General features: G+C 71.0%; 22 protein-coding genes. 10 read left to right on the plus strand and 12 right to left on the minus strand.

Annotation, left to right across the window (positions count from 1 at the left end; genetic code table 11):
• Positions 1-95 precede the first annotated feature (95 nt).
• Positions 96-416, plus strand: coding sequence for a DUF4212 domain-containing protein (locus tag MCHT01_RS22295; protein WP_067068917.1), 321 nt, complete (start codon positions 96-98; stop codon positions 414-416).
• 40 nt (positions 417-456) lie between these two features.
• On the opposite strand, the gene MCHT01_RS22300 is transcribed toward MCHT01_RS22295, so the two are convergent.
• Entirely contained in the window at positions 457-1,335 is an 879-nt protein-coding gene (locus MCHT01_RS22300; protein ID WP_067068919.1) for a ParB N-terminal domain-containing protein, read from the minus strand.
• A 191-nt stretch (positions 1,336-1,526) separates the two neighbouring features.
• Here MCHT01_RS22300 and MCHT01_RS22305 point away from each other — a divergent pair, with 191 nt between their 5' ends.
• Positions 1,527-2,057: an acyl-CoA thioesterase gene (locus MCHT01_RS22305; RefSeq protein ID WP_245643551.1), complete on the plus strand. Its 531-nt coding sequence runs from the start codon at positions 1,527-1,529 to the stop codon at positions 2,055-2,057.
• A 6-nt stretch (positions 2,058-2,063) separates the two neighbouring features.
• Here the strand turns inward: MCHT01_RS22305 and MCHT01_RS22310 are convergent, their stop codons facing one another.
• Entirely contained in the window at positions 2,064-2,981 is a 918-nt protein-coding gene (locus tag MCHT01_RS22310) for an alpha/beta fold hydrolase (RefSeq protein ID WP_067068922.1), read from the minus strand.
• Between the two features lie 312 nt (positions 2,982-3,293).
• Between MCHT01_RS22310 and MCHT01_RS22315 the strand changes: the two genes are divergently transcribed.
• A complete protein-coding gene (locus MCHT01_RS22315) occupies positions 3,294-3,791 on the plus strand; it encodes a GNAT family N-acetyltransferase (protein ID WP_067068925.1) in 498 nt (165 codons plus the stop codon).
• 6 nt (positions 3,792-3,797) lie between these two features.
• On the opposite strand, the gene MCHT01_RS22320 is transcribed toward MCHT01_RS22315, so the two are convergent.
• Positions 3,798-5,006, minus strand: coding sequence for an MFS transporter (locus MCHT01_RS22320; protein ID WP_245643553.1), 1,209 nt, complete (start codon positions 5,004-5,006; stop codon positions 3,798-3,800).
• Between the two features lie 101 nt (positions 5,007-5,107).
• On the opposite strand from MCHT01_RS22320, the gene MCHT01_RS22325 reads away from it, so the two are divergent.
• Positions 5,108-5,920 (plus strand): AraC family transcriptional regulator, encoded by an 813-nt coding sequence (locus MCHT01_RS22325; protein ID WP_067068927.1) that lies wholly within the window; start codon positions 5,108-5,110, stop codon positions 5,918-5,920.
• Positions 5,921-6,139: 219 nt separating this feature from the next.
• Here MCHT01_RS22325 and arsC read toward each other — a convergent pair whose 3' ends face one another.
• Positions 6,140-6,484, minus strand: coding sequence for an arsenate reductase (glutaredoxin) (gene arsC, locus MCHT01_RS22330; protein WP_218017934.1), 345 nt, complete (start codon positions 6,482-6,484; stop codon positions 6,140-6,142).
• Between the two features lie 180 nt (positions 6,485-6,664).
• Here arsC and MCHT01_RS22335 point away from each other — a divergent pair, with 180 nt between their 5' ends.
• The gene (locus MCHT01_RS22335) at positions 6,665-8,431 is read left to right on the plus strand and encodes an acetate--CoA ligase (RefSeq protein ID WP_084453224.1); all 1,767 of its coding nucleotides are present in this window, start codon (positions 6,665-6,667) and stop codon (positions 8,429-8,431) included.
• 4 nt (positions 8,432-8,435) lie between these two features.
• On the opposite strand, the gene MCHT01_RS22340 is transcribed toward MCHT01_RS22335, so the two are convergent.
• The 4 genes from MCHT01_RS22340 to MCHT01_RS22355 all read right to left on the minus strand — a co-directional run bounded on the left by MCHT01_RS22340 (position 8,436) and on the right by MCHT01_RS22355 (position 11,130).
• Complete coding sequence (locus MCHT01_RS22340; protein ID WP_067068933.1) at positions 8,436-9,299, minus strand: hypothetical protein; 864 nt, start codon at positions 9,297-9,299, stop codon at positions 8,436-8,438.
• 255 nt (positions 9,300-9,554) lie between these two features.
• On the minus strand, positions 9,555-10,310 hold the full coding sequence (locus MCHT01_RS22345; RefSeq protein WP_067068936.1) for a hypothetical protein: 756 nt from the start codon (positions 10,308-10,310) through the stop codon (positions 9,555-9,557).
• Complete coding sequence (locus MCHT01_RS22350) at positions 10,297-10,536, minus strand: helix-turn-helix domain-containing protein (RefSeq protein WP_067068939.1); 240 nt, start codon at positions 10,534-10,536, stop codon at positions 10,297-10,299. Before MCHT01_RS22350 ends, MCHT01_RS22345 begins: the two co-directional genes overlap by 14 nt.
• 30 nt (positions 10,537-10,566) lie before the next feature.
• Positions 10,567-11,130, minus strand: a complete 564-nt coding sequence (locus MCHT01_RS22355) for a DUF2975 domain-containing protein (protein WP_067068942.1) — start codon at positions 11,128-11,130, stop codon at positions 10,567-10,569.
• Between the two features lie 188 nt (positions 11,131-11,318).
• On the opposite strand from MCHT01_RS22355, the gene MCHT01_RS22360 reads away from it, so the two are divergent.
• The 4 genes from MCHT01_RS22360 (at position 11,319) to MCHT01_RS22375 (ending at position 14,048) form a co-directional block, all read left to right on the plus strand.
• Entirely contained in the window at positions 11,319-12,377 is a 1,059-nt protein-coding gene (locus tag MCHT01_RS22360) for an aldo/keto reductase (protein WP_067068944.1), read from the plus strand.
• 124 nt (positions 12,378-12,501) lie between these two features.
• Positions 12,502-13,005, plus strand: a complete 504-nt coding sequence (locus MCHT01_RS22365; protein ID WP_067068946.1) for an aminoacyl-tRNA deacylase — start codon at positions 12,502-12,504, stop codon at positions 13,003-13,005.
• A gap of 6 nt (positions 13,006-13,011) precedes the next feature.
• Positions 13,012-13,701 carry a glycerol-3-phosphate 1-O-acyltransferase PlsY gene (plsY, locus tag MCHT01_RS22370; RefSeq protein WP_067068949.1) on the plus strand — a complete coding sequence of 230 codons (690 nt, stop codon included), beginning with the start codon at positions 13,012-13,014 and terminating at the stop codon, positions 13,699-13,701.
• Positions 13,698-14,048, plus strand: coding sequence for a RidA family protein (locus tag MCHT01_RS22375; protein ID WP_067068952.1), 351 nt, complete (start codon positions 13,698-13,700; stop codon positions 14,046-14,048). The genes plsY and MCHT01_RS22375 overlap by 4 nt, the downstream gene beginning before the upstream one ends.
• A gap of 87 nt (positions 14,049-14,135) precedes the next feature.
• Here the strand turns inward: MCHT01_RS22375 and MCHT01_RS22380 are convergent, their stop codons facing one another.
• The 4 genes from MCHT01_RS22380 to MCHT01_RS22395 all read right to left on the minus strand — a co-directional run bounded on the left by MCHT01_RS22380 (position 14,136) and on the right by MCHT01_RS22395 (position 18,522).
• Entirely contained in the window at positions 14,136-14,786 is a 651-nt protein-coding gene (locus MCHT01_RS22380) for an L-threonylcarbamoyladenylate synthase (protein WP_067068955.1), read from the minus strand.
• Positions 14,787-14,876: 90 nt separating this feature from the next.
• Entirely contained in the window at positions 14,877-15,743 is an 867-nt protein-coding gene (locus MCHT01_RS22385) for a 3',5'-nucleoside bisphosphate phosphatase (protein WP_067069022.1), read from the minus strand.
• Positions 15,744-15,925: 182 nt separating this feature from the next.
• A complete protein-coding gene (locus MCHT01_RS22390) occupies positions 15,926-17,773 on the minus strand; it encodes a GGDEF domain-containing protein (RefSeq protein WP_067068957.1) in 1,848 nt (615 codons plus the stop codon).
• A gap of 287 nt (positions 17,774-18,060) precedes the next feature.
• Positions 18,061-18,522 (minus strand): host attachment protein, encoded by a 462-nt coding sequence (locus tag MCHT01_RS22395; RefSeq protein ID WP_084453226.1) that lies wholly within the window; start codon positions 18,520-18,522, stop codon positions 18,061-18,063.
• A gap of 219 nt (positions 18,523-18,741) precedes the next feature.
• On the opposite strand from MCHT01_RS22395, the gene trxC reads away from it, so the two are divergent.
• Positions 18,742-19,206, plus strand: a complete 465-nt coding sequence (gene trxC / locus MCHT01_RS22400; protein ID WP_174549074.1) for a thioredoxin TrxC — start codon at positions 18,742-18,744, stop codon at positions 19,204-19,206.
• The last annotated feature ends 85 nt before the right edge of the window (positions 19,207-19,291 follow it).

Below are 19,291 nucleotides of genomic sequence, written 5' to 3' on the forward strand. Positions count from 1 at the left end.
GGTGTGTTCTTAGACGACGGTGCGACCCCCCGGCGGGCGGTCGAAACCGGGTATTTTCTCATGGCGCCACGGGGCGCCTCCCCAACAATGGCGGGATGGCCTCCGAGACCCCCGTTCCCCGCGCCGCCAGGCGCTTCCCGCGCGGCACCTGGCGCCTCACGGCGGCCCTGCTGGCGGTGTGGGCGCTGGTGACCTTCGGGGTGGCCTACTTCGCCCGCGCGCTGTCGTTCGAGTTCTTCGGCTGGCCGTTCAGCTTCTGGGTCGGCTCGCAGGGCGCGCTGATCGTCTACGTGCTGATCGTGGTCGTCTACGCCGGGGTCATGAACCGGCGGGAGGCGGAGGCGCGGGAGCTGCCACCGGACCTCTCCGCCCAGCCCGAGCGCGCCGATCGCGGCGGTCGGATCTCGGGCTTCTGATCCGGCGCGTCCGGACCGGGGCGCTGTCGTCAGCCGGCAGTCAGCCGGCGTTCGCGAACTTGGCGGCGGCCAGTTGACCTTGCAGGTCCGAGACCTGGGCGCGCAGCGCGACGTTCTCTTCCTGCAGCGCCTTGACCTGCGCGCGCAGCAGCGCGACGGCCGGATCCTGCTCCAGCTCGCCGTCCTCGTTGACGGGGACGTCCAGCACGGCGACCGCGGCCTCGGCGACCGCGTCGCCGGCGGCCTTCTTGCCGACCTTGGATTCGCGCACCCGCTTCGCGGCCTGGCGCAGCTCCTTCTTGCCGCCGGCGGCGGCGGCGGCCTGCTCCTCGGCGGGCAGCTCGGCGATGACGGCGGCGGCGCTGATGGAGACCTCGCCCGACTTCACCGCGGCGACCAGCTCCGGCGCGGCGGCCTTCTGGATCTTCTCGATCTGGCCGACGGTCGCGCTGCTGATGCGCGCGGCGCGGGCGATGGCCTCGCGGCTCTTGAGCGGCGGCGCGGCGGGGACGGCGGCGTCACTGGCGTTGGCCGGGGCCTCGATCGCCGCGGCGGTCGCGTCGGGCGTGGGGTCGTCCAGCACGGCCAGGCGGCGGGCTTCCATGATCTCCTTCTTGCGCAGCGCGAGCACGCCGCGCTGGAAGTCCGAGACGCTGCGGCGGCCCAGGTGCTGGTCGATCATCCACAGGTGCACGTCCTCCATGGACTTGAAGCGCGTGTTCTGGATGGTCTGGAAGGGCAGGCCGTGCTTGGTGCAGATGCTGTGGCGGTTGTGGCCGTCGATCAGGATGTCGCCCCACAGCACCAGCGCGTCGCGGCAGCCCTCGGCGAGGATGCTGCGCTCCAGCGAGGCGTACTCGTCCTCGGTCAGGGGATCGATGTAGGCCTTGAGTTCTTCGGTGACGATGATGTTTTCCATGGGGACGACGGCAGCAGCGGGGGCAGGAACGACGGAGGGCGACGCGCGACGCGGCCCGGCGAGCGGGCGCAGGTCGCGCAGGCGACGGACGTCGCCGGAAAAGGGCGGCATTCTGCCCAATCCGCGGCGCTAAGCTGGCGCACCCCGACCTCGGCGGTCGGATTTCCACGATTTCCGGGACCTTCCCCGCGATGACCGCGACTCCTTCCTCCTCCACCACGACCGGCGCGTCCGGCGCCTCGGCCCCTGACGCATCGGGCGCGGACGCGCTCGCCACGGGCTGGGACTATCCGACGCCGCACTGCCTCGCGGTCAGCCCGCGCGCCGAGGACATCGACGGACTCAACCACACCAACAACGCGGTCTACGTCCGCTGGTGCGAGCAGGTGGGGTGGTCGCACTCGGTGGCGCTGGGGTTGGACCTGGACGACTACCGGCGGCTCGACCGCGCGATGGCGATCCGCCATGGCGGCTACGACTACCTGCTGCCCTCGTTCGAGGGCGAGGCGCTGGTGCTCGGGACCTGGCTGACGGCGGGGGACGGGAAGCTGTCGATGGAGCGGCGATTCCAGCTGCGCCGCCTGAGCGACGGACAGACGCTGATGCGCGGCAAGTGGGACCTCGTCTGCATCGACATCAGTGGCGGGCGGCCGAAGCGGATGCCGGCGGAGTTCATCGAGGCGTATCAGGCGGCGGTGGTGAGCCGGGCCACCACGGCCTGAGTCCGCTCAGCCCAGGAATTCCTGGACGGCGCGGGCGAGGGCCTCGGGCTGGTCGTGGTGCATCATGTGCGCCGCTTGCTGGAGCGTGACGCGTTGGAGGTCCTTCACGACGCTCAAGCGGGTGTCGAAGTCCTCGCGCGGATAGCGGTCGCCCCACCATTGCGAGAGGCGCGTCTCGCTGCCCTCGACCCACAGCGTCGGCGCGGTGATCGCGGACCAGCAGGCGAGGGCCTCGGCCTTGCGGTACAGCACGGGGTTGGTCCGCTTGTGTGCGGGGTCGCCGAGGATGTGCCAGCGGCCGTCCTCCGCCTGCCTCGACCAGCGCGGCGCGAGCCAGCGGGCCTTGTCGGCGCTCAGGCGCGGGTTGGTCTTCATGAGCCGCTGCGCGACGCCCTCGACGTCGTCGTAGGTCTTGAGCTGCTGCGGGGTCTTGAGCTCGTCCAGCCAGCTGGCGAGCCGGCCCGGCGCCATGTCGGACGTGGTCTCGGGGAGGCCGAAGCCCTCGAGGTTCACCAGCTTGCGCAGCCGTTCGGGGCGCACGCCGGCGTAGCTCATCGCGATGTTGCCGCCCATGCTGTGGCCGACGAGGTCGACCGGCGCATCCGGGCTGACCGCATCGAGCAGCGCGTCGAGATCGCCGAGGTAGTCGGGGAACCAGTAGGAATCGCCGCCGTTGCCGTCGGTGAGGCCGAAACCGCGCCAGTCGATGGCGACGGCGCTGCGATCCTCGTGGAAGGCGTCGATCATGAACTGGAACGAGGCGCCGACGTCCATCCAGCCGTGGACCATCACCAGCAGCGGCCGCGTGCCGTCCGGCGGCGGGCCCCAGCGCAGCAGGTGGTAGCGAAGGCCGCGCAGGGTGAGGAACTCGCTGCGGGGCGCGCGGCGGACGGTGTAGTCGGCGGAGGAGGGGGCAGGGCTCATGGATGAGCACTGTAGGGCGGAGCAGGGGAAAACGCTTTCGCCATGGAGACAACGGGCGGGCGTATGAAGCGAATGGCCCTTGAGCCCCTCGCCCACGAAGTGGGAGAGGGGTTGGGGTGAGGGCCGTGGCACACCAGAGCCCCAGAGCCCGGCGGTCTCGCGGATCCGCGCTCCCCACCGATTTCGCGCTCGCTGCCTGCACCGGCCCTCACCCCAACCCCTCTCCCGCAAGCGGGCGAGGGGCAGCGCAGGGCGTTCTCGTCGCGGGTGTACCCTCCGCGCCGACCGATCTCTGCCAAACCCCCGCCGACCATGTCCACCCCCTACACCCTGCGCCCCGCCCGTCCCGCCGACGTCCCTGCCATCGTCGGGCTGATCGGCGAGCTCGCCGACTTCGAGAACCTGTCGCATCTGATGGAAGTCACGCCGGAGAAGCTGCATCCGCATCTCTTCGGCGAGCGTCCCGTTGCCGAGGCCATGGTCGCCGAGCACGAGAGCGGCACCGTCGTCGCCTTCGCGCTCACCTTCGTCAACTTCTCGACCTTCCTCGCCAAGCCCGGCCTCTACCTCGAGGACCTCTACGTCCAGCCCGCCCATCGCGGCGCGCGACTCGGCACCCGCCTGCTGACCCGCCTCGCGGAGGTCGCCGTCGAGCGCGGCTATGGCCGCTTCGAGTGGTGCGTGCTGGACTGGAACGAGAACGCCATCCGCTTCTACGAGAAGATGGGCGCGACGATCATGCCGGACTGGCGCCTGTGCCGCGTCACCGGCGAATCGCTCGCCCAGTTGGGCGAGCGCGCCGGCGACTGATCACGCTCAGCTCGCGCCGCCGATCGTGCGGTCCCGCCCCGCCAGCACGCCGCAGACGCCCATCACCACGGACATCGCGGCCGCGATCAGCAGCACGCCGGTCCACGAGCCGATCGCGTCGTGCAGCCATCCGGCCGCCGACGGACCGCCCGCCGCGAGCAGATAGCCCACGCATTGCGCCATGCCCGACAGCGTGGCCGCCTGCTGCGGGCTGCGGGTCCTCAAGCCCATGAAGATCAAGGCCAGCACGAAAGTGCCGCCCGACGCGAAGCCGAACATCGCCGCCCACAGCGTCGCCGCGGCGGGCCACAAGGCCAGGCCCAGCAGGCCCAGGCCGAGCAGGGCGCTCAGCAGCGCGGCGATCAGCTTCTGATCCTTGAAGCGCCCGATCAGCGGCCCGAGGAACAGCCCCGGCACCGCCGTCGCCAGCTGCATCACGCCGTGCAGCGAGCCGGCCGTCGTGGCGGACAGTCCGGCCGCGGTCAGGATGGTCGGCAGCCAGGCGATGACCAGGTAGTACAGCAGCGAGTTCGTGCCGATGAACAGCGTCACCTGCCACGCGATCGCCGAGTGCCACACCGGTCCGCCGTGCGGCGCGGACGCGGTGCCGGGCGCCGGCGCGCTGCGTTGCGACAGCTGCCGGCTCCACACGAGCGCGGCCAGCACCGGCAGCACCAGCGCCATGCCCAGCGCCATCTGCCAGCCGGCGTGCGCCGCGACCGGCACCGCCGCCGCCGACATCAGCGCGGCCGAGACCCCCATCGTCAGCGCGCAGGCGCCGGTGATGGTCGCCACCCGGGCGGGGAAGTCGCGCTTGACCAGGCTGGGCAGCAGCACGTTGCCGACGGCGATGCCCACGCCGATCACCGCGGTCCCGAGGTACAGGCACCACGCCAGCCCCGCCGAGCGCAGCAGCACGCCGCCGGCGATCAGCAGCAAGGACGCAAAGAGCGAGCGCTCCAGTCCGTACTCCCGTGCGAAGAGCGCCGCGAACGGCGACACGATGCCAAAGGCCAGCAGCGGCAGCGTGGTCAGCAGGCCGGCCTCGGCGGGCGACAGCGCGAAGGCCTCGCGCAACTGGCCCAGCACCGGCGCCACGCCGGTGACCGGGCCGCGAAAGTTGGTCGCGACCAGCAGCAGGCCGATGAGCAGCAGGGCGGTGCGAGGGGCGGCGGGAAACTCGGAAAGGGATCGGTCGGCCAGATCGGAACTCACGGCACGGCTCCAGGAGACGGTGATGGGGAGGTGTGAAGTTACCGGGAAGCGCCTCGGCTGAATTTGGATAATCTGACGCCTGATCGCTGAATCCGGCCAAGATGCAGAAGACCTCCCGAACCCGCCAGCTCGACGCCGTCCTCGCCGGCTTCGACGAGCGCCATGTGCGCAGCCTGGTCGCGGGCTGGCGACTGGATGCGGGCGAGCAGAAGAGCGAGGTGCCGGTGCATGCGCATCGGCTGGGCCAACTGGTCTTCGCGGCCAGCGGGGGCGTCACCTGCGAGGCGCCCGATGCGGTGTGGATCGCGCCGCCGCTGCGGGCGATCTGGATCCCGTCGCAGACACCGCACAGCGTGCGCGCCACCGCGCGCGCGCAGCTCTGCTACCTGTTCGTCCAGCCCGGCGCGGTGCGCCTGCCCGAGCGCTGCTGCGCGCTGGAGCTCTCGCCGCTGGTGCGGGAGCTGATCCTCGACATGGCCGAGCAGCCCTGGGACTACGAGTCCGACGGCCCCGTGGGGCGCAAGGCGCTGGTGCTGCTGGACGAGCTGGCGCGGATGCCGGTCGAGGGCCTGCACGTGCCGACCTCGGAGGATCCGCGCATGCGACGCATCGCGAAGCTGCTGGCCGACGATCCCTCGGATCGGCGCACGCTGGCCGCATGGGGCGATCTGGTCGCGATGAGCGAGCGATCCCTCGCGCGGCTGGTCCGGCGCGAGACCGGCCTGACCTTCGGGCGCTGGCGGCAGCAGCTGCACCTGGTGACCGCGATGCGGCTGCTGGCCGACGGCGTGCCGGTGCAGCGCGTGTCGGAACAGCTCGGCTACGAGTCGGTCACGGCCTTCATCACGATGTTCAAGAAGGCCGTCGGCAAGCCGCCGGCGCGCTTCTTCGCGGATCTGGCCGCGCCGCGCTGAGCGTCCGGAACCCGCCGCGTGGAGCCCCTCTCCCGCTGCGCGGGAGAGGGGTTGGGGTGAGGGCCGATGCACGCAGCGAGCCCCCCTCGAAGTGGAATCCGGAAAGGCTCTGCGTAGCTTCCACCGCCCTCACCCCAACCCCTCTCCCACTTCATGGGAGAGGGGCTTCATTGCGCCGCGCCGTGTGAGGGCCGTGGCACGCCAGCGCCGACAGCCCGATCACTTCAACCAGTCGTCCAGCAGCGCCGGCGGACGGGCGATCAGCGCGCGGTCGCCGTCGATCACGATGGGGCGCTGCATCAGCCTGGGGCGTTCCGCGACGGCGCGCAGCAGCTGCTCGTCGCTGAGCGAGGCATCGGCCAGGCCGAGCTCGCGATAGTCGTCCTCACCGTCGCGCAGCATCGCGCGGACCGGGCCGCCCAGCCGGGCGTGCAGCGCCTGGAGCTCAGGCAGCGAGAGGGGGGTCACGAGGTACTCGACCACCTCGGGCGCGATTCCCCGGGCTTGCAGCAGGGCGAGCGCCTCGCGCGACTTGGAGCAGCGGGGGTTGTGCAGAAACTTCATGGGCATAGTCGGCGAGTGTAGGACGCGCCCCTCGAGCCCCTCGCCCGCGCGGCGCCTCGCCACGGTGCCCGGAGCGCGCCCTTGGTGCACGAGCCGGCGCTACGGGCTTTCCATGAAGACCATGCGGGACCCGCTCGCTAGCATCCACGCTCTTGTTCCAGTCCAGGATGGAGAGTCGCCATGGCCGGCACCACCGCCCCGGATGCCGGCGCCGCCGCCGGCATCGCTCTTTCCGCGCCGCCGCGTGGCGCCCCTGTCGACGCCTACTCGCACATCCACGCCGCCTTCCGTTGGCAGGTGCCGGAGAAGCTCAGCATCGCCGAGCTCTGCTGCGGCCGCTGGGCCCGCGAGACCCCCGAGGCCCCCGCCATCCTCTTCGACAGCGACAGCGGTTGCCGCGCCCAGTACAGCTTCGGCCAACTGCAGCGTGCCGCCAACCGGCTGTCCAACGCGCTCAAGCGCCTGGGCGTCGAGGCCGGCGACCGCGTCGCCCTCGTGCTGCCGCAGCGCTTCGAGACCGCCGCCGCGCACATTGCGATCAACCAGCTCGGCGCGATCGCGATGCCGCTGTCCATGCTCTTCGGTCCGGAGGCGCTGGAGTACCGCCTGAACGACAGCCAGGCCTGTCTGGCGATCGTCGACGGCGGTGCGCTCGAGGCCGTCCGCGCGGTGCGCGCGCAGTGCCAGGCCTTGCGCCATGTCCTGGTCGTTGGCGCGTCCGACGCGCGCGAGGGCGAGTCCGACTGGGTCGCCGCGCTGCAGGCCGAGGATGCCCGCTTCGCCGCCCGCGACAACGCGGCCGACGATCCCGCCATCCTCATCTACACCAGCGGCACGACCGGCGCGCCCAAGGGGGCGCTGCTCCCGCAACGCGCCTTGCTCGGCAACCTGACCGGCTTCATCGCCAGCCACGACTGGTTCGGCTTCGATCCCCACGACCCGGCCCAGCGCAGCGACGCCGTGTTCTGGACGCCCGCCGACTGGGCCTGGACCGGCGGACTGATGGACGGCTTGCTGCCGGTGCTCAGCTTCGGCCGGCCCATCCTGGGCTACCAGGGGCGCTTCTCTCCCGAGAAGGCCTTCGAGCTGATGCAGCAGTACCGCGTCACCCATACCTTCCTGTTCCCCACCGCGCTCAAGGCCATGATGAAGGCCATCCCGCATCCAGGCGAGCGCTACACCCTGCACCTGCGCGCGCTGATGAGCGCCGGCGAGGCCGTCGGCGACGCGGTGTTCGAGTGGGTCGGACGCGAGCTGGGCGTCACCGTCAACGAGATGTTCGGCCAGACCGAGATGAACTACGTGGTCGGCAACTGCCAGCGCCTGTGGCCCGCGCGGCCGGGCAGCATGGGCCGCGCCTATCCGGGCCATCGCGTCGCGGTGATCGACGACCGGGGACAGGTCTGCCCGCCGGGGCAGGTGGGCGAGATCGCGGTCCATCGGCGCGACGGACACGGGGACCTCGATCCGATCTTCTTCCTCGGGTACTGGCGCAACGAGGCCGCGACCGCGGCCAAGTTCACCGGCGATCCCATGGACAGCTGGTGCCGCACCGGCGACATGGCCCGGGCCGACGAGGCCGGCTACCTCTGGTACGAGGGCCGCGCCGACGACCAGTTCAAGGTCGCGGGCTACCGCATCGGGCCGGGGGAGATCGAGAACTGCCTGGTCAAGCACGACGCGGTCGCCAACGCGGCCGTCGTGCCCAAGCCCGACGCCGAGCGCGGCGCGCTGGTGAAGGCGTTCATCGTGCTCGCGCCGGGACGCCAGCCGAGCGCGCAGCTCACGGCGGAACTGCAGGACTTCGTGCGGCAGCGCCTCGCGCCCTACGAGTACCCGAAGGAGATCGAGTTCCTCGACAGCCTGCCGATGACGACCACCGGCAAGCTGCAGCGCCGCGTGCTGCGGCAGCTGGAGGCCGATCGCGCGGCGGGACGCGCGGCCTGAGCGCTCAGCTCGGGCGCGTCTTGCGCAGCAGCACCCACAGCTTGGTGTTGCCGCCGGCCGGTGGCATCAGTCGGGCCCCGTCGGGCCACTGCTCCTGGCCGGTGAGGGCGGTGCAGGGGCGCGAGGGCTGGTCCTTGGGCGTGCCGGACTCGCGGATCTTGGGATCGACCGGCAGGTCCAGGCGCAGACGCTGACCGCCCTCGGGCCATTCCAGCGCCCACTGCGGCTGATCGCTGCACATGATCACGCCGTCGATCTGCGGGAACAGCCAGCGCAGGTACCAGGGCAGCAGCTCGCCGCGCAGGCGCTGACCCACGGTGACGATGCGGCGCACGGTGTTCATGTCCAGCTGCTCCGGCGGCGTCGCGATGTCGATGCTCAGCTGGATGCCCATGGACTTGGGCGGCGTGTTGCTGCCCAGCTCCATCCCCTTGGCCTTAGCCTCGGAGAAGGTCGGCAAGTCGAAGCGGCCCTTCTCGTCGATGGGGATGGGGATGTACTCCTCGTCGCTCATCAGCGCGAGCTTGGTGCCGGCGGCGGGCGGCTTGTCGCGCTCCTTCAGGTCGTGCAGCTGGAAGCGCGTCACGAAGAGCCCCTCGCCCTCGGTGCGCAGCTTGCTCAGGATCTCGTTGAGCGTCTTGTAGGGCATGAAGGTGCCGCGCTTCATGTCGGTCTGCACGGTGGGCAAGGCCGTCGCGGTGGCCGTGGAGGTCGGCGCGGATGCCGCCTCGGCCGACGACTCGGCCGCCCGCGCCGACGGAGCGCCGAATCCGGCGGTCATCGCGGTGGCGAGCGCCATCGCCAGGAACGACGCCGACGCGCGGCGCCGTGGCGCGGGGACCGACGCCATCGAGGCGAGGACGCGCATCGGCGCGGGCGGCGGGGCGGATTCGCCCGTGGGGGTCAGGTCTTGCCTGTCGAATGGGCGTGAGGCGGAAGTCACTTCTGGAACTCTCCCTGGAATCGGATCGGCGCCGGGGCGCGTTCTCGCGCGAACGGACCGAGGGTGAACGGGGCCGCGCGAGGCGCGGTTGACCGGGGCCCGGTCACCGGTGAAGGGGACGCCGCGATGGGCCGAGCGCGCGACCGGACATGGGCTCAACGACGCGGTTGGCGCGGCCGATCAGCGTCGGCACTTGCCGCGGGCCTCGGCCAGCAGGAGGAAGGGCGCGCTCAGCAGGCCCATGCCGGCACCGGCGAACTCGCCCTTGAGGCAGTCGGTGGTCGCGCCTTTCATGATCTCCTTGCCCAGCTTCGCGGAGGCCTCGACGCGCTCCGGCGCCTGATTGGCCTGGTCGGCGCGCTCGCTGAGCAGCGGCTGCCCCTGCGTGCCCTGGCGGATCGCGCGCTGCGTCGCGGCGCCGTACATCAGGTCCCGACCGCTGGGCCCTGAGGCGGCCGGCGGCGGCGAGGTCGCCACCTGCGTCTCCGGCGATGGCTGGACCAGCGTTGTGCGGGGCTCGTCGGGCGGTATCGCGATCGGTGCGTGATGGCGGGGCGTCGCCTCCTCGCGCGGGTCCGTGTTCGTGCTCGAGCTAGGGGCAGGTGTTGCCTTGGCCGTCACCGCGCGCTTCGCCTCTGTGCGTGGGGCCGCTTCCTTCGGCAGCGGCGGCAGCTGGATCGTCACCATGCGGATCGACGAGCGGCGCTGGTCGTCATGGGGGGCGCCGCGATGCCACGAGCTCTGCAGCCAGAGTCCCAGCAGGACGTGAAGCGCCACGACCGCCGTGATCACCACGCCGCGGCCGCGTCGTGGCGCCGCGCCGAAGGTGTTCGCGAGGGGCGAGGCGGTCGTGGCGGATGCCATCGCGAGGGTCCCGAGGCTCATGGGCGGGGAGGCGATGTCCACGGCGGTCGAATGGCGGTCACTGGCCGTCATCGCCGTCTCCGGTGGGCTCGTCGCCGGGTTCATGGACGAGCAGGTCGCCCGGTTGGCACTGCAGGACGGCGCAGATGCGGGACAGCGTGTCGAAGCGCACGCCGCGCACCTTGCCGGATTTCAGCAGCGAGAGGTTGGCCTCGGTGATGCCGATGGCCTCGGCGAGCTCCTTCGAGCGCATCTTGCGCTGCGCGAGCATCACGTCGAGTCGGACGACGATGGGCATGGGGCAGGAATCCTCGTGGGCGCGCCGGGTTCAGATGAACTCGGCGTTCTCCTGGGCCATGCGCTGGGCCTCGCGCATCACCAGCGCGACGGCCGTCAGGACCAGTCCGACCAGCAGCACGATGTAGTGCTGGCTGCCCAGGTTGAGCCAGAGCACCCGCTGGCCCGGCGGATTCCCGGCGGTCAGGGCCAGGATGGTCGCGCTGTCGGTCAGGGGCATCACCAGCGCCATCAGCATCACCGACTGGCCGATGCGGCGCAGATGGCGCGTGGAGGCCTCGGTGAAGATCGCGCCGCGCAGGTAGGCGCCGAACAGGCGCCACAGCGTGACCAGCACGAAGAGCGTCAGCAGCGCCTGCGGGAGGTTGGCGACGAAGCCCCAGGCCCGCGCGCCCGCGTCGAACTGCAGCGCGCCCACCGAGCCGAAGTCCTTGCGCATGGACTCCGCGACCATGCTGGCGTCCGTCCAGAACACGGTGTGGAAGCCGATCAGCACGGCCACCGCGACCAGGGCCATCGTGCGCACGCAGTGCGCGATCCAGCGGATGCGCTGCAGGCCGGCGGGCAGGGCGGGGGAAGCAGGGGCGTCTTTCATGCGGAGGCGACAGACAGGTCATTACCGTGGATCGGCAAGAAATTACTGTAAAACAATAATTTCAGACTGGCAACGCTCCGATGCGTAAAGCCGGGGCGAGGGATCGCACGGCGACGGCGCGGCCTCATGCACACTGGCCGGCCGCCGCGCCCGGTTGACGAGGGCGCGGCCCTCACCTGGAGAAGAAGATGGAACGCGTCACCCTCGGCCAATCCGACCTGTCGGTGAGCCGGATCGGCCTGGGCACGATGACCTTCGGCGAGCAGGTCGACGAGGCCGGCAGCCAGGCGCTGCTGGACCGCGCGGTCGCCGCCGGCATCAACCTGCTGGACATCGCCGAGATGTACCCGGTCCCGGCCAAGGCCGCGACCTTCGGTCTGACCGAGGAGATCATCGGCCGCTGGCTCCGGGCCCGTCCCGGTCTGCGCGAGCGACTGGTCATCGCGACCAAGGTCTCCGGCCCGCTGCGCGGCTACGACTGGATCCGCGACGCCAGCCCCGACCTGACGGCCGCCGAGATCGTGCAGTCCTGCGAGGACAGCCTGCGCCGCCTGCAGATCGAGACCATCGACCTGTACCAGATCCACTGGCCCTCGCGCCATGTGCCGATGTTCGGCGCGGTCTACTTCGATCCGTCCAAGGACCGCCGTGTCGCGTCCATGCACGAACAGCTCGAGGCCATGGCCCAGCTGCAGCGCGCCGGCAAGATCCGCCACGTCGGCCTGTCCAACGAGACCGCCTACGGCGTGGGCGAGTTCGTGCGCCTGGCCGCGCAGCACGGCCTGCCACGCATCGCGTCGGTGCAGAACCCCTACAGCCTGGTGAACCGCATCGTCGAGAACGGCCTGGACGAGGCGCTGTACCGGCATCAGGTCGGGTTGCTGGCCTACTCGCCGCTGGGCTTCGGCGTGCTGAGCGGCAAGTACGACGCGCTGGGCATCGACGACCCGGCCAAGCCGGGCCGGCTGGCGATCTTCGACGGCATGAAGAAGCAGCGCTGGGCGCGACCCGAGACCCTGGCCGCCGCGCGCCGCTACAGCGCGCTGGCGGCGGAACTGGGCCTCAGCCCGTCCACGCTGGCCATCGCCTGGGTCGCCTCGCGCTGGCAGACCGCGAGCACGCTGATCGGCGTGACCAGCGCGGCGCAGCTGGACGAGGACATCGCCGCGATGAGCGTCCGGCTCGACGCCGAGACGCTCGCCCGCATCGACCGTATCCGCTGGGAGATCCGCGACCCGGCGCAGTGAAGCCCGGTGAAGACCGGTGAAGACCGGTGACGCGCGGCGAGGCGTCGTCAGGCGCCACCGAGCGTCCACCGAGCGCAAGCTCGTACAAGCGCGCGGCCCGGGGTCGCGCCGACAATCCGTCCCCATGAGCAAGAAATCCGCGCATGTCAGCGAGACCCCGGCGACCCAGGTGCTGCGTCAGCACCGGGTCGCCTTCGGTGAGCACGTCTACGACTACGTCGATCACGGCGGCACCGGCGAGTCCTCCAAGCAGCTGGGCGTGGCCGAGCACGAGGTGGTCAAGACCCTGGTGATGCAGGACGAGAAGGCGCAGCCGCTGATCGTGCTGATGCATGGGGACTGCACCGTCAGCCTGAAGGAGCTCGCGCGGCAGATCCCCTGCAAGAAGGTCGAGCCCTGCAAGCCCGACGTCGCGCAGCGCCACAGCGGCTACATGGTCGGCGGGACTTCCCCGTTCGGGACACGCAAGGCGATGCCGGTGTTCGTCGAATCGACCATCCTCGAGCTGCCGCGCATCCTCATCAACGGCGGCCGGCGCGGCTATCTGGTCAGCCTCGAACCCCGGGTTTTGACGGAGCTGCTCGCGGCGCGCCCCGTCCAGTGCGCGCTGAAGTCCGGGGCAGAATAGCGCCCCATGCAAGACACCCTGTTCCTCGTCCTGGCCGTGCTGGCCGGGTATCTGATCGGCTCGCTGTCGTTCGCGGTGATCGTCAGCCGGCTGATGGGCCTGTCCGATCCGCGCAGCTACGGCAGCGGCAATCCGGGCGCGACCAACGTGCTGCGCTCCGGCAACAAGGCCGCGGCCATCCTGACCCTGGTCTTCGACGCGCTCAAGGGCGTGGTCCCCGTGCTGCTGGTGCTCAAGTACGGCGCCCCGTACGGCCTGGAGGAGGGCAGCGCGGCGCTGGTCGGCCTGGCCGCGTTCATCGGCCATCTGTACCCGGTGTTCTTCCGCTTCCAGGGCGGCAAGGGCGTGGCCACCGCGGCCGGCGTGCTGCTGGCCATCAACCCTTGGCTGGGCCTGGGCACGCTGGCGGTCTGGATCGCGATGGCGGTCGTGTTCCGCTACTCGTCGCTGGCCTCGCTGACCGCGGCCGTCGCCGCGCCGCTGCTGCAGATGCTGGTCTGGGGCGTCGGGCCCGAGCTGCCGGCCATCGCCCTGATGAGCCTGCTGCTGATCTGGCGCCACGCACCCAACATCAGGAAGCTGATGGCCGGCACCGAAAGCAAGCTCGGCCAGAAGGCCGCTCCGGCCGCCCCGCAGACCGGCCACGGCCACGGGCATTCCCACAAGCATTCCAAACCCAAGCACCACAGCAAATGAGCAACATCGAACGCTTCGACGTCGGTCCCCGCCTGTCCGAGATGGCCGTGCACAACGGCGTGGTCTACCTGGCCGGCCAGGTCCCCGACGACGCCACCGCCGACGTCAAGGGTCAGACCGAGCAGGTCCTCGCCATGATCGACAAGCTGCTGGCCCGCGCCGGCAGCGACAAGACCAAGATCTTGCGCGCGCAGCTCTACATCGCCGACGTGGCCGATCTGGCCGGCATGAACGCCGCCTGGGACGCCTGGGTTCCGGCCGGCCACACGCCGCCGCGCGCCACCGTCGAGGCCAAGCTGGCCAAGCCGGAGTGGAAGATCGAGATCGTCATCACCGCCGCGGTGTGAACCTCGTCGCGCCTGGCGCCTCGCGCGCCCCATGAAGAACGCCGGCGCTTGCCGGCGTTTTTTCTTGGTGCGCCCGGTGGGGCGGGCTCACTCCTCGGCGTCGGCTTCCTGCAGCGCCAGCCCGAGGCAGGCCGGATCGCCGCAGCCGCGGCGCACCAGGACCGGCGGGTCCTCGGTCATGTCGACCACGGTGGTGGGGGTCATCGCGCAGGCGCCCGCGTCGATGATGAGCTGGATCAGCTTGTCGTAGCGGGCGGTGATCTCGGCCGGGTCGTTGATGGGCTCGTGCTCGCCGGGCGGGATCAGCGTGGTCGCCAGCAACGGCTGCCCCATGATGGCCAGCAGGTCCTGCGTCACGCGATGGTCGGGCACGCGCAGGCCGATGGTGCGGCGCGACGGATGCGACAACCGGCGCGGGACCTCCTTGGTCGCCTCCAGGATGAAGGTGAAGGGGCCCGGCGTGGCCAGCTTGATCATCCGGTACTGCTTGTTGTCGACGCGCGCGTAGCTGCCGAGCTCGCTGAGGTCGCGGCACAGCAGCGTCATGTGGTGCTTCTCGTCGACGCCACGGATGCGGCGCAGCGCCTCGGCGGCGGCCTTGTCGTCGAGCTTGCACACCAGCGCGTAGCTGGAGTCGGTGGGGATCGCGCCGATGCCGCCCTGGGCCAGGATCTGCGCCGCCTGGCGCAGGAAGCGGGCCTGCGGGTTGTCGGGGTGGACTTCGAAGGTCTGGGCCATGGTCCTCGCGTGGGGCAATCGGCGTGCGCGCCGGGGCGGCGGATGCCGCGGGGGGCCGGGAGATCGGTCCGGCGGGTCCTCGGGACCCGATCAGTCCGGCCAGTGGATGCGGTGTTCGAGCGCGTTCCACACGGGCTTGAGTTTGCCCGACAGGTGCTCGTCGAGCTGGCCGATGTCGACGCGGCTCTCCTCCGGACTGTGGAAATCCGAGCCGCGCGAGGCCAGCAGGTCGAATTCGAGCGCGGTCGCCGTGTACTGGACCGCGTCGGCGGTGGTGTGGCTGCCGGTGACCACCTCGATGCCGCGGCCGCCGTGGGCCATGAACTCGGTGATCAGCGCGTATTCCTCGGTCGGCGTGAAGCCGTAGCGGCCCGGGTGCGCGATCACCGCCAGGCCGCCGGCCCCGGTGATCCAGAGCACCGCGTCGCCCAGCGCCGCCCAGCGGTGCGGGACGAAGCCGGGCTTGCCCTCGGTCAGGAAGCGGCGGAAGACCTCCGGCACGTCGCCGCAATGGCCGGACTCGACCAGGAAGCGCGCGAAATGGGTGCGGGAGATCAGTTCCGGATTGCCGGCGTACTTGAGCGCGCCCTCGTAGGCGCCGGGGATGCCGACCCGGGCCAGCCCTTCGGCCATCTCCCGGGCGCGGGCGCCGCGTCCGCCGCGCGTCTCGCGCAGGCCCTGGACGATGCGCGGATCGTGGTGGTCGAAGCCCAGGCCGACGATGTGCACCACCTTGCCGGCGAAGGTCACGGAGATCTCGACCCCGGTGAGATAGGGGAGACCGATCGCGCGGGCCGCTTCCAGCGCGCGCTGCTGGCCGCCGACCTCGTCGTGGTCCGTCAGCGCCCAGAGCTCCACGCCGTTGGCCTTGGCCCGCTCGGCCAGCGCCTCGGGCGCGAGCGTGCCGTCGGACACGGTCGAGTGGCAGTGCAGATCCGCGTTGGTCTGCGGATGCAGGGCTGGTCGGGGTGTCGCTGGCAGCGCGGCGGACAGAGGGGTGTTCACCCAGTCGATTCTAGGAGCGCGGCCATGACCGCGCCGGCGCCGCAGGATCGTTCCTGTCAGCAGGGACGAGGAGCGCCCACCCGGCCGCCCGACCCCCGCGCCCCGCCGAGGGGCGGCGCCCCGCCGCGCCCCCGTCAGGCCGCTTCGGCGGCGGGCGGCGCCTCGACGGCCTCGTCCGCGGCGGCGGGCAGGCCGCGACGGCGATCGACGAAGTAGCGGCTCGGGCCGGTGCCGCACTTGGCGACGTGCTTGGGCTCGGCCAGCGCGGCGGACAGGGCGCGCACGCTCTCGAAGGCGCCCGGCTGCACCAGGATCACGCCCGCGCTCAGCGTCGGCAGCGGGTTGAAGGATTCCTGGTTCTGGCGGTTGAGCGTCACGTAGCCGCCCAGCCCCTGGTGCTCCGAGGAGAAGAAGGGCCGGACCTGGCGGTCGAACTCGCGGCAGACGCGGGTGATGCGGGCGGTCCAGTCGGGCGAGCCCAGCACCATCACGAAGTCGTCGCCGCCGATGTGGCCGACGAAGTCCAGCTCCGGATCGCCGGCCGTCTGCAGGATCTGAGCGCAGAGCTTGATGATGTCGTCGCCCGCGGCATAGCCGTAGACATCGTTGAAGGGCTTGAAGTGGTCGATGTCCCAGGCCACGACGACGAACTCGCGGCCCTCGTGCAGCAGCGCGTCCAGGTGCTGGTCGGTGGGCACGTTGCCGGGCAGCAGCGTCAGCGGGTTGGCGTAGCGGGCGCTGTGGACCTGCAGGTCGGACACCGCCTTGAGCAGGTCGGTGCTGCGACCGGTGCCGAAGTACTCGCCGTTGCGGGTCACGATGAAGCCGTCGACCATGAGGCGGTCGTCCAGGCTGGCGATGGCCTCGCTCATCTCGCGCAGCGAGGTGCCGGCGTCGAAGATCAGCGGATGCGGATCCATCAGCGCCGTGCAGGGGCGCTTCTCGTGGATGTCCATGAAGTAGCGCTCGGCGCTGCGCTTGAGCACCTGCAGCGAGCGCAGGATGCCGATGGGCCGGTTCGAGTCGTCCAGCACCGGCATCGAGAACAGCTGCTCGTCGCGCTGGAACATGTCGGCCACGGTCTGGCAGTTGAGCTTGGGCGTGACCGTGTGACTGCGGCGCGCGAGCTGCGCGGCGGTGGTGATCGCGTCCGGCGGCAGTCGCACCCAGTCGGCGTTGCGGCGGCGGTGCTCCGGGGCGAGCAGCGCGTCCACCTCGGCCCGCAGCGCGGCGCGCGGGGCCGCGCTGGGGCGCGCGAGCAGGTAGCCCTGGCAGACCGGCACGCCCAGGCGGCGCAGCACGGTCAGGTCGCTGAGCTGCTCCAGCCCCTCGGCGACCACGGTGCAGCCGGAGGTCGCGGCCATCTCCAGGATCGAGCGCACGAACTGCTGCTTGAGCGGCTCCTGCGCGATGCCGTCGATGAAGTGGCGGTCGATCTTCACGAAGTCCGGGCGGATGTCCATCCACCGCTTCAGACTGGCGAAGCCCTCGCCCAGGTCGTCCAGCGCGACGACGAAGCCCAGCTCGCGCAGGCTGCGCATGCTGTCCTGCAGGCGCTCGGGCTCGAGGATGGGGCGGGTCTCGGTGAGCTCGATGACCACGCGCGACGCCGGCAGGTCCAGCTGCGCGAACTCGCGCGCGATGAGCGCGCCGCGGTCGCTGGTGGCGAGCAGGGTGTCGGCGGTCAGGTTCAGGAAGAGCTGGCCGGGGAGGTTGAGCTCCTTGAAGCGGCGCAGCGCGCGCCGGACCACGAGGCGCTCGAGCTCGACCAGGCGGCCCAGCCGGGCGGCGGTCTCGAAGAGCACGAGGGGCGAGTGCAGCGGCGTGTCGGCGGGCCCGCGGGTGAGGGCCTCGTAGCCGAGGATGTGCGCGCGCTCGACCTCGACCAGCGGCTGGAAGTGGATGTCGAGCGCCCCGTCGCGGATGATGGCGGACAGGGCGATGCTCAGCGGGTCGGGCGGTTGCAGATGCGTGGTGGGCATGAGAGGTGACCACGGCGGCCCCAACGCCGCGTGGTGTCCCCATTCTGGGTGGCCTCTATGTCATCGCTTTGACAAAGAGTTACAGCATGACCCCACCGTGAAAAACGACCGCCCATCGCCGTTCAGCAGGGGCCCAAGCGCCCCACCGCCGCGGTCCCCGGACGAATGCCATGGCGGTCGAGCAGAGCCAGGCCTGGCCCCCTCTCCCACCGCGCGGGAGCGGGGGTCAGGACTTGCCCCCTCTCCCGCTGCGCGGGAGAGGGCTGGGGTGAGGGCCGTCGCTGTGCTCAGATCTTCTGCCTCCGGAAGTCCCGTTCCGGGAAGAGCCGTGTGGTGAGCTCGCCGAGGCTCTCATGGACGACATCCACGTTGATCTCGTCCAGCACGATCTTCGCGATCTGCGGGCTGATCGCCTTGCGCAGCAGCCCCAGGAAGCGTGGGGCCGCGACGATGCGCAGCGCCGTGACCTCCCCGTTGTTGAAGCCGTCGTCCAGCGTCCGGGCCACCCGTGCCGCGAACCCGATGGCTTCCTGATGCAGCTCGTCCACGCCGGCCGAGGAGGTGACCGAGTTCCCCCGCCGCCCCTCCGCGTCGCGCCGCAGGTCGGCCTTGTCGGCATGGGCGGCGGCATCGGTCAGCGTGGTGACGTCCTCGAGGTCGCCGCCTTCTTCCGGCAGACGCAGCAGCCGCGCCACGCCCTCGTCGGCCACGAGGACCCAAAGTTTTCCGTCGTCCTTGTATGCAGGCATCTCGATTCCTTTCGATGGAACGGCCGTGTGGCCGGAGTCGTGTCGACAGGAGGGCGGCAATCGCCATACCTTGCCGCCGAGCGTGGCGCGCGCGCCATTCGGGCGATGCGCGACGGCGCGCGATGGCACATGATTTGCCGCCTGACTTGCCGACGCCCGCCGTGATGGTCATCGACGCGCGGACCGTGTCGGATCGCGTCCGTTCATCGAGGAGCTTTCATGGATACCTCCAGTACCCCCGCCACGGGCGTGACCAGCCTGCACATCGTCTGCCCGTCCTGCGGGGCGAAGAACCGCGTGCCGCGCGAGCGGCTGGCCGAGTCGCCCGACTGCGGGCGCTGCGGGACGGCGTTGATGCAGGCCAAGCCGATGGACCTCACGCCGGAGGTCTTCGACAAGTTCATCGCGGGGACCGAGCTGCCGGTCGTCGTCGATTGCTGGGCCGAGTGGTGCGGACCCTGCCGGATGATGGCGCCGCACTTCGAGCAGGCGGCGGCGATGCTGCCGGAGGTGAGGTTCGTGAAGCTGGATACGGAGGCCGCGCCGCAGCAGAGCGCACGGTATGGGATCCGGAGCATCCCGACCTTGTTGCTGTTCCTGGACGGTCAGGAGATCGCGCGACAGGCGGGCGCGATGCCGGCACAGGCGATCGTGGGCTGGGTGAGGGAGCAACTGGGCGCTTGAGGATCGCGCATCCTGTCGTCGCCGAAGAGCGCTCAGGCCGTGCGACGGCCCTCACCCCAACCCCTCTCCCGCAAGCGGGCGAGGG

The organism is Mitsuaria chitosanitabida ATCC BAA-476 = NBRC 102408 (genome assembly GCF_001598255.1).
Taxonomy (GTDB): Bacteria; Pseudomonadota; Gammaproteobacteria; order Burkholderiales; family Burkholderiaceae_C; genus Roseateles; species Roseateles chitosanitabidus.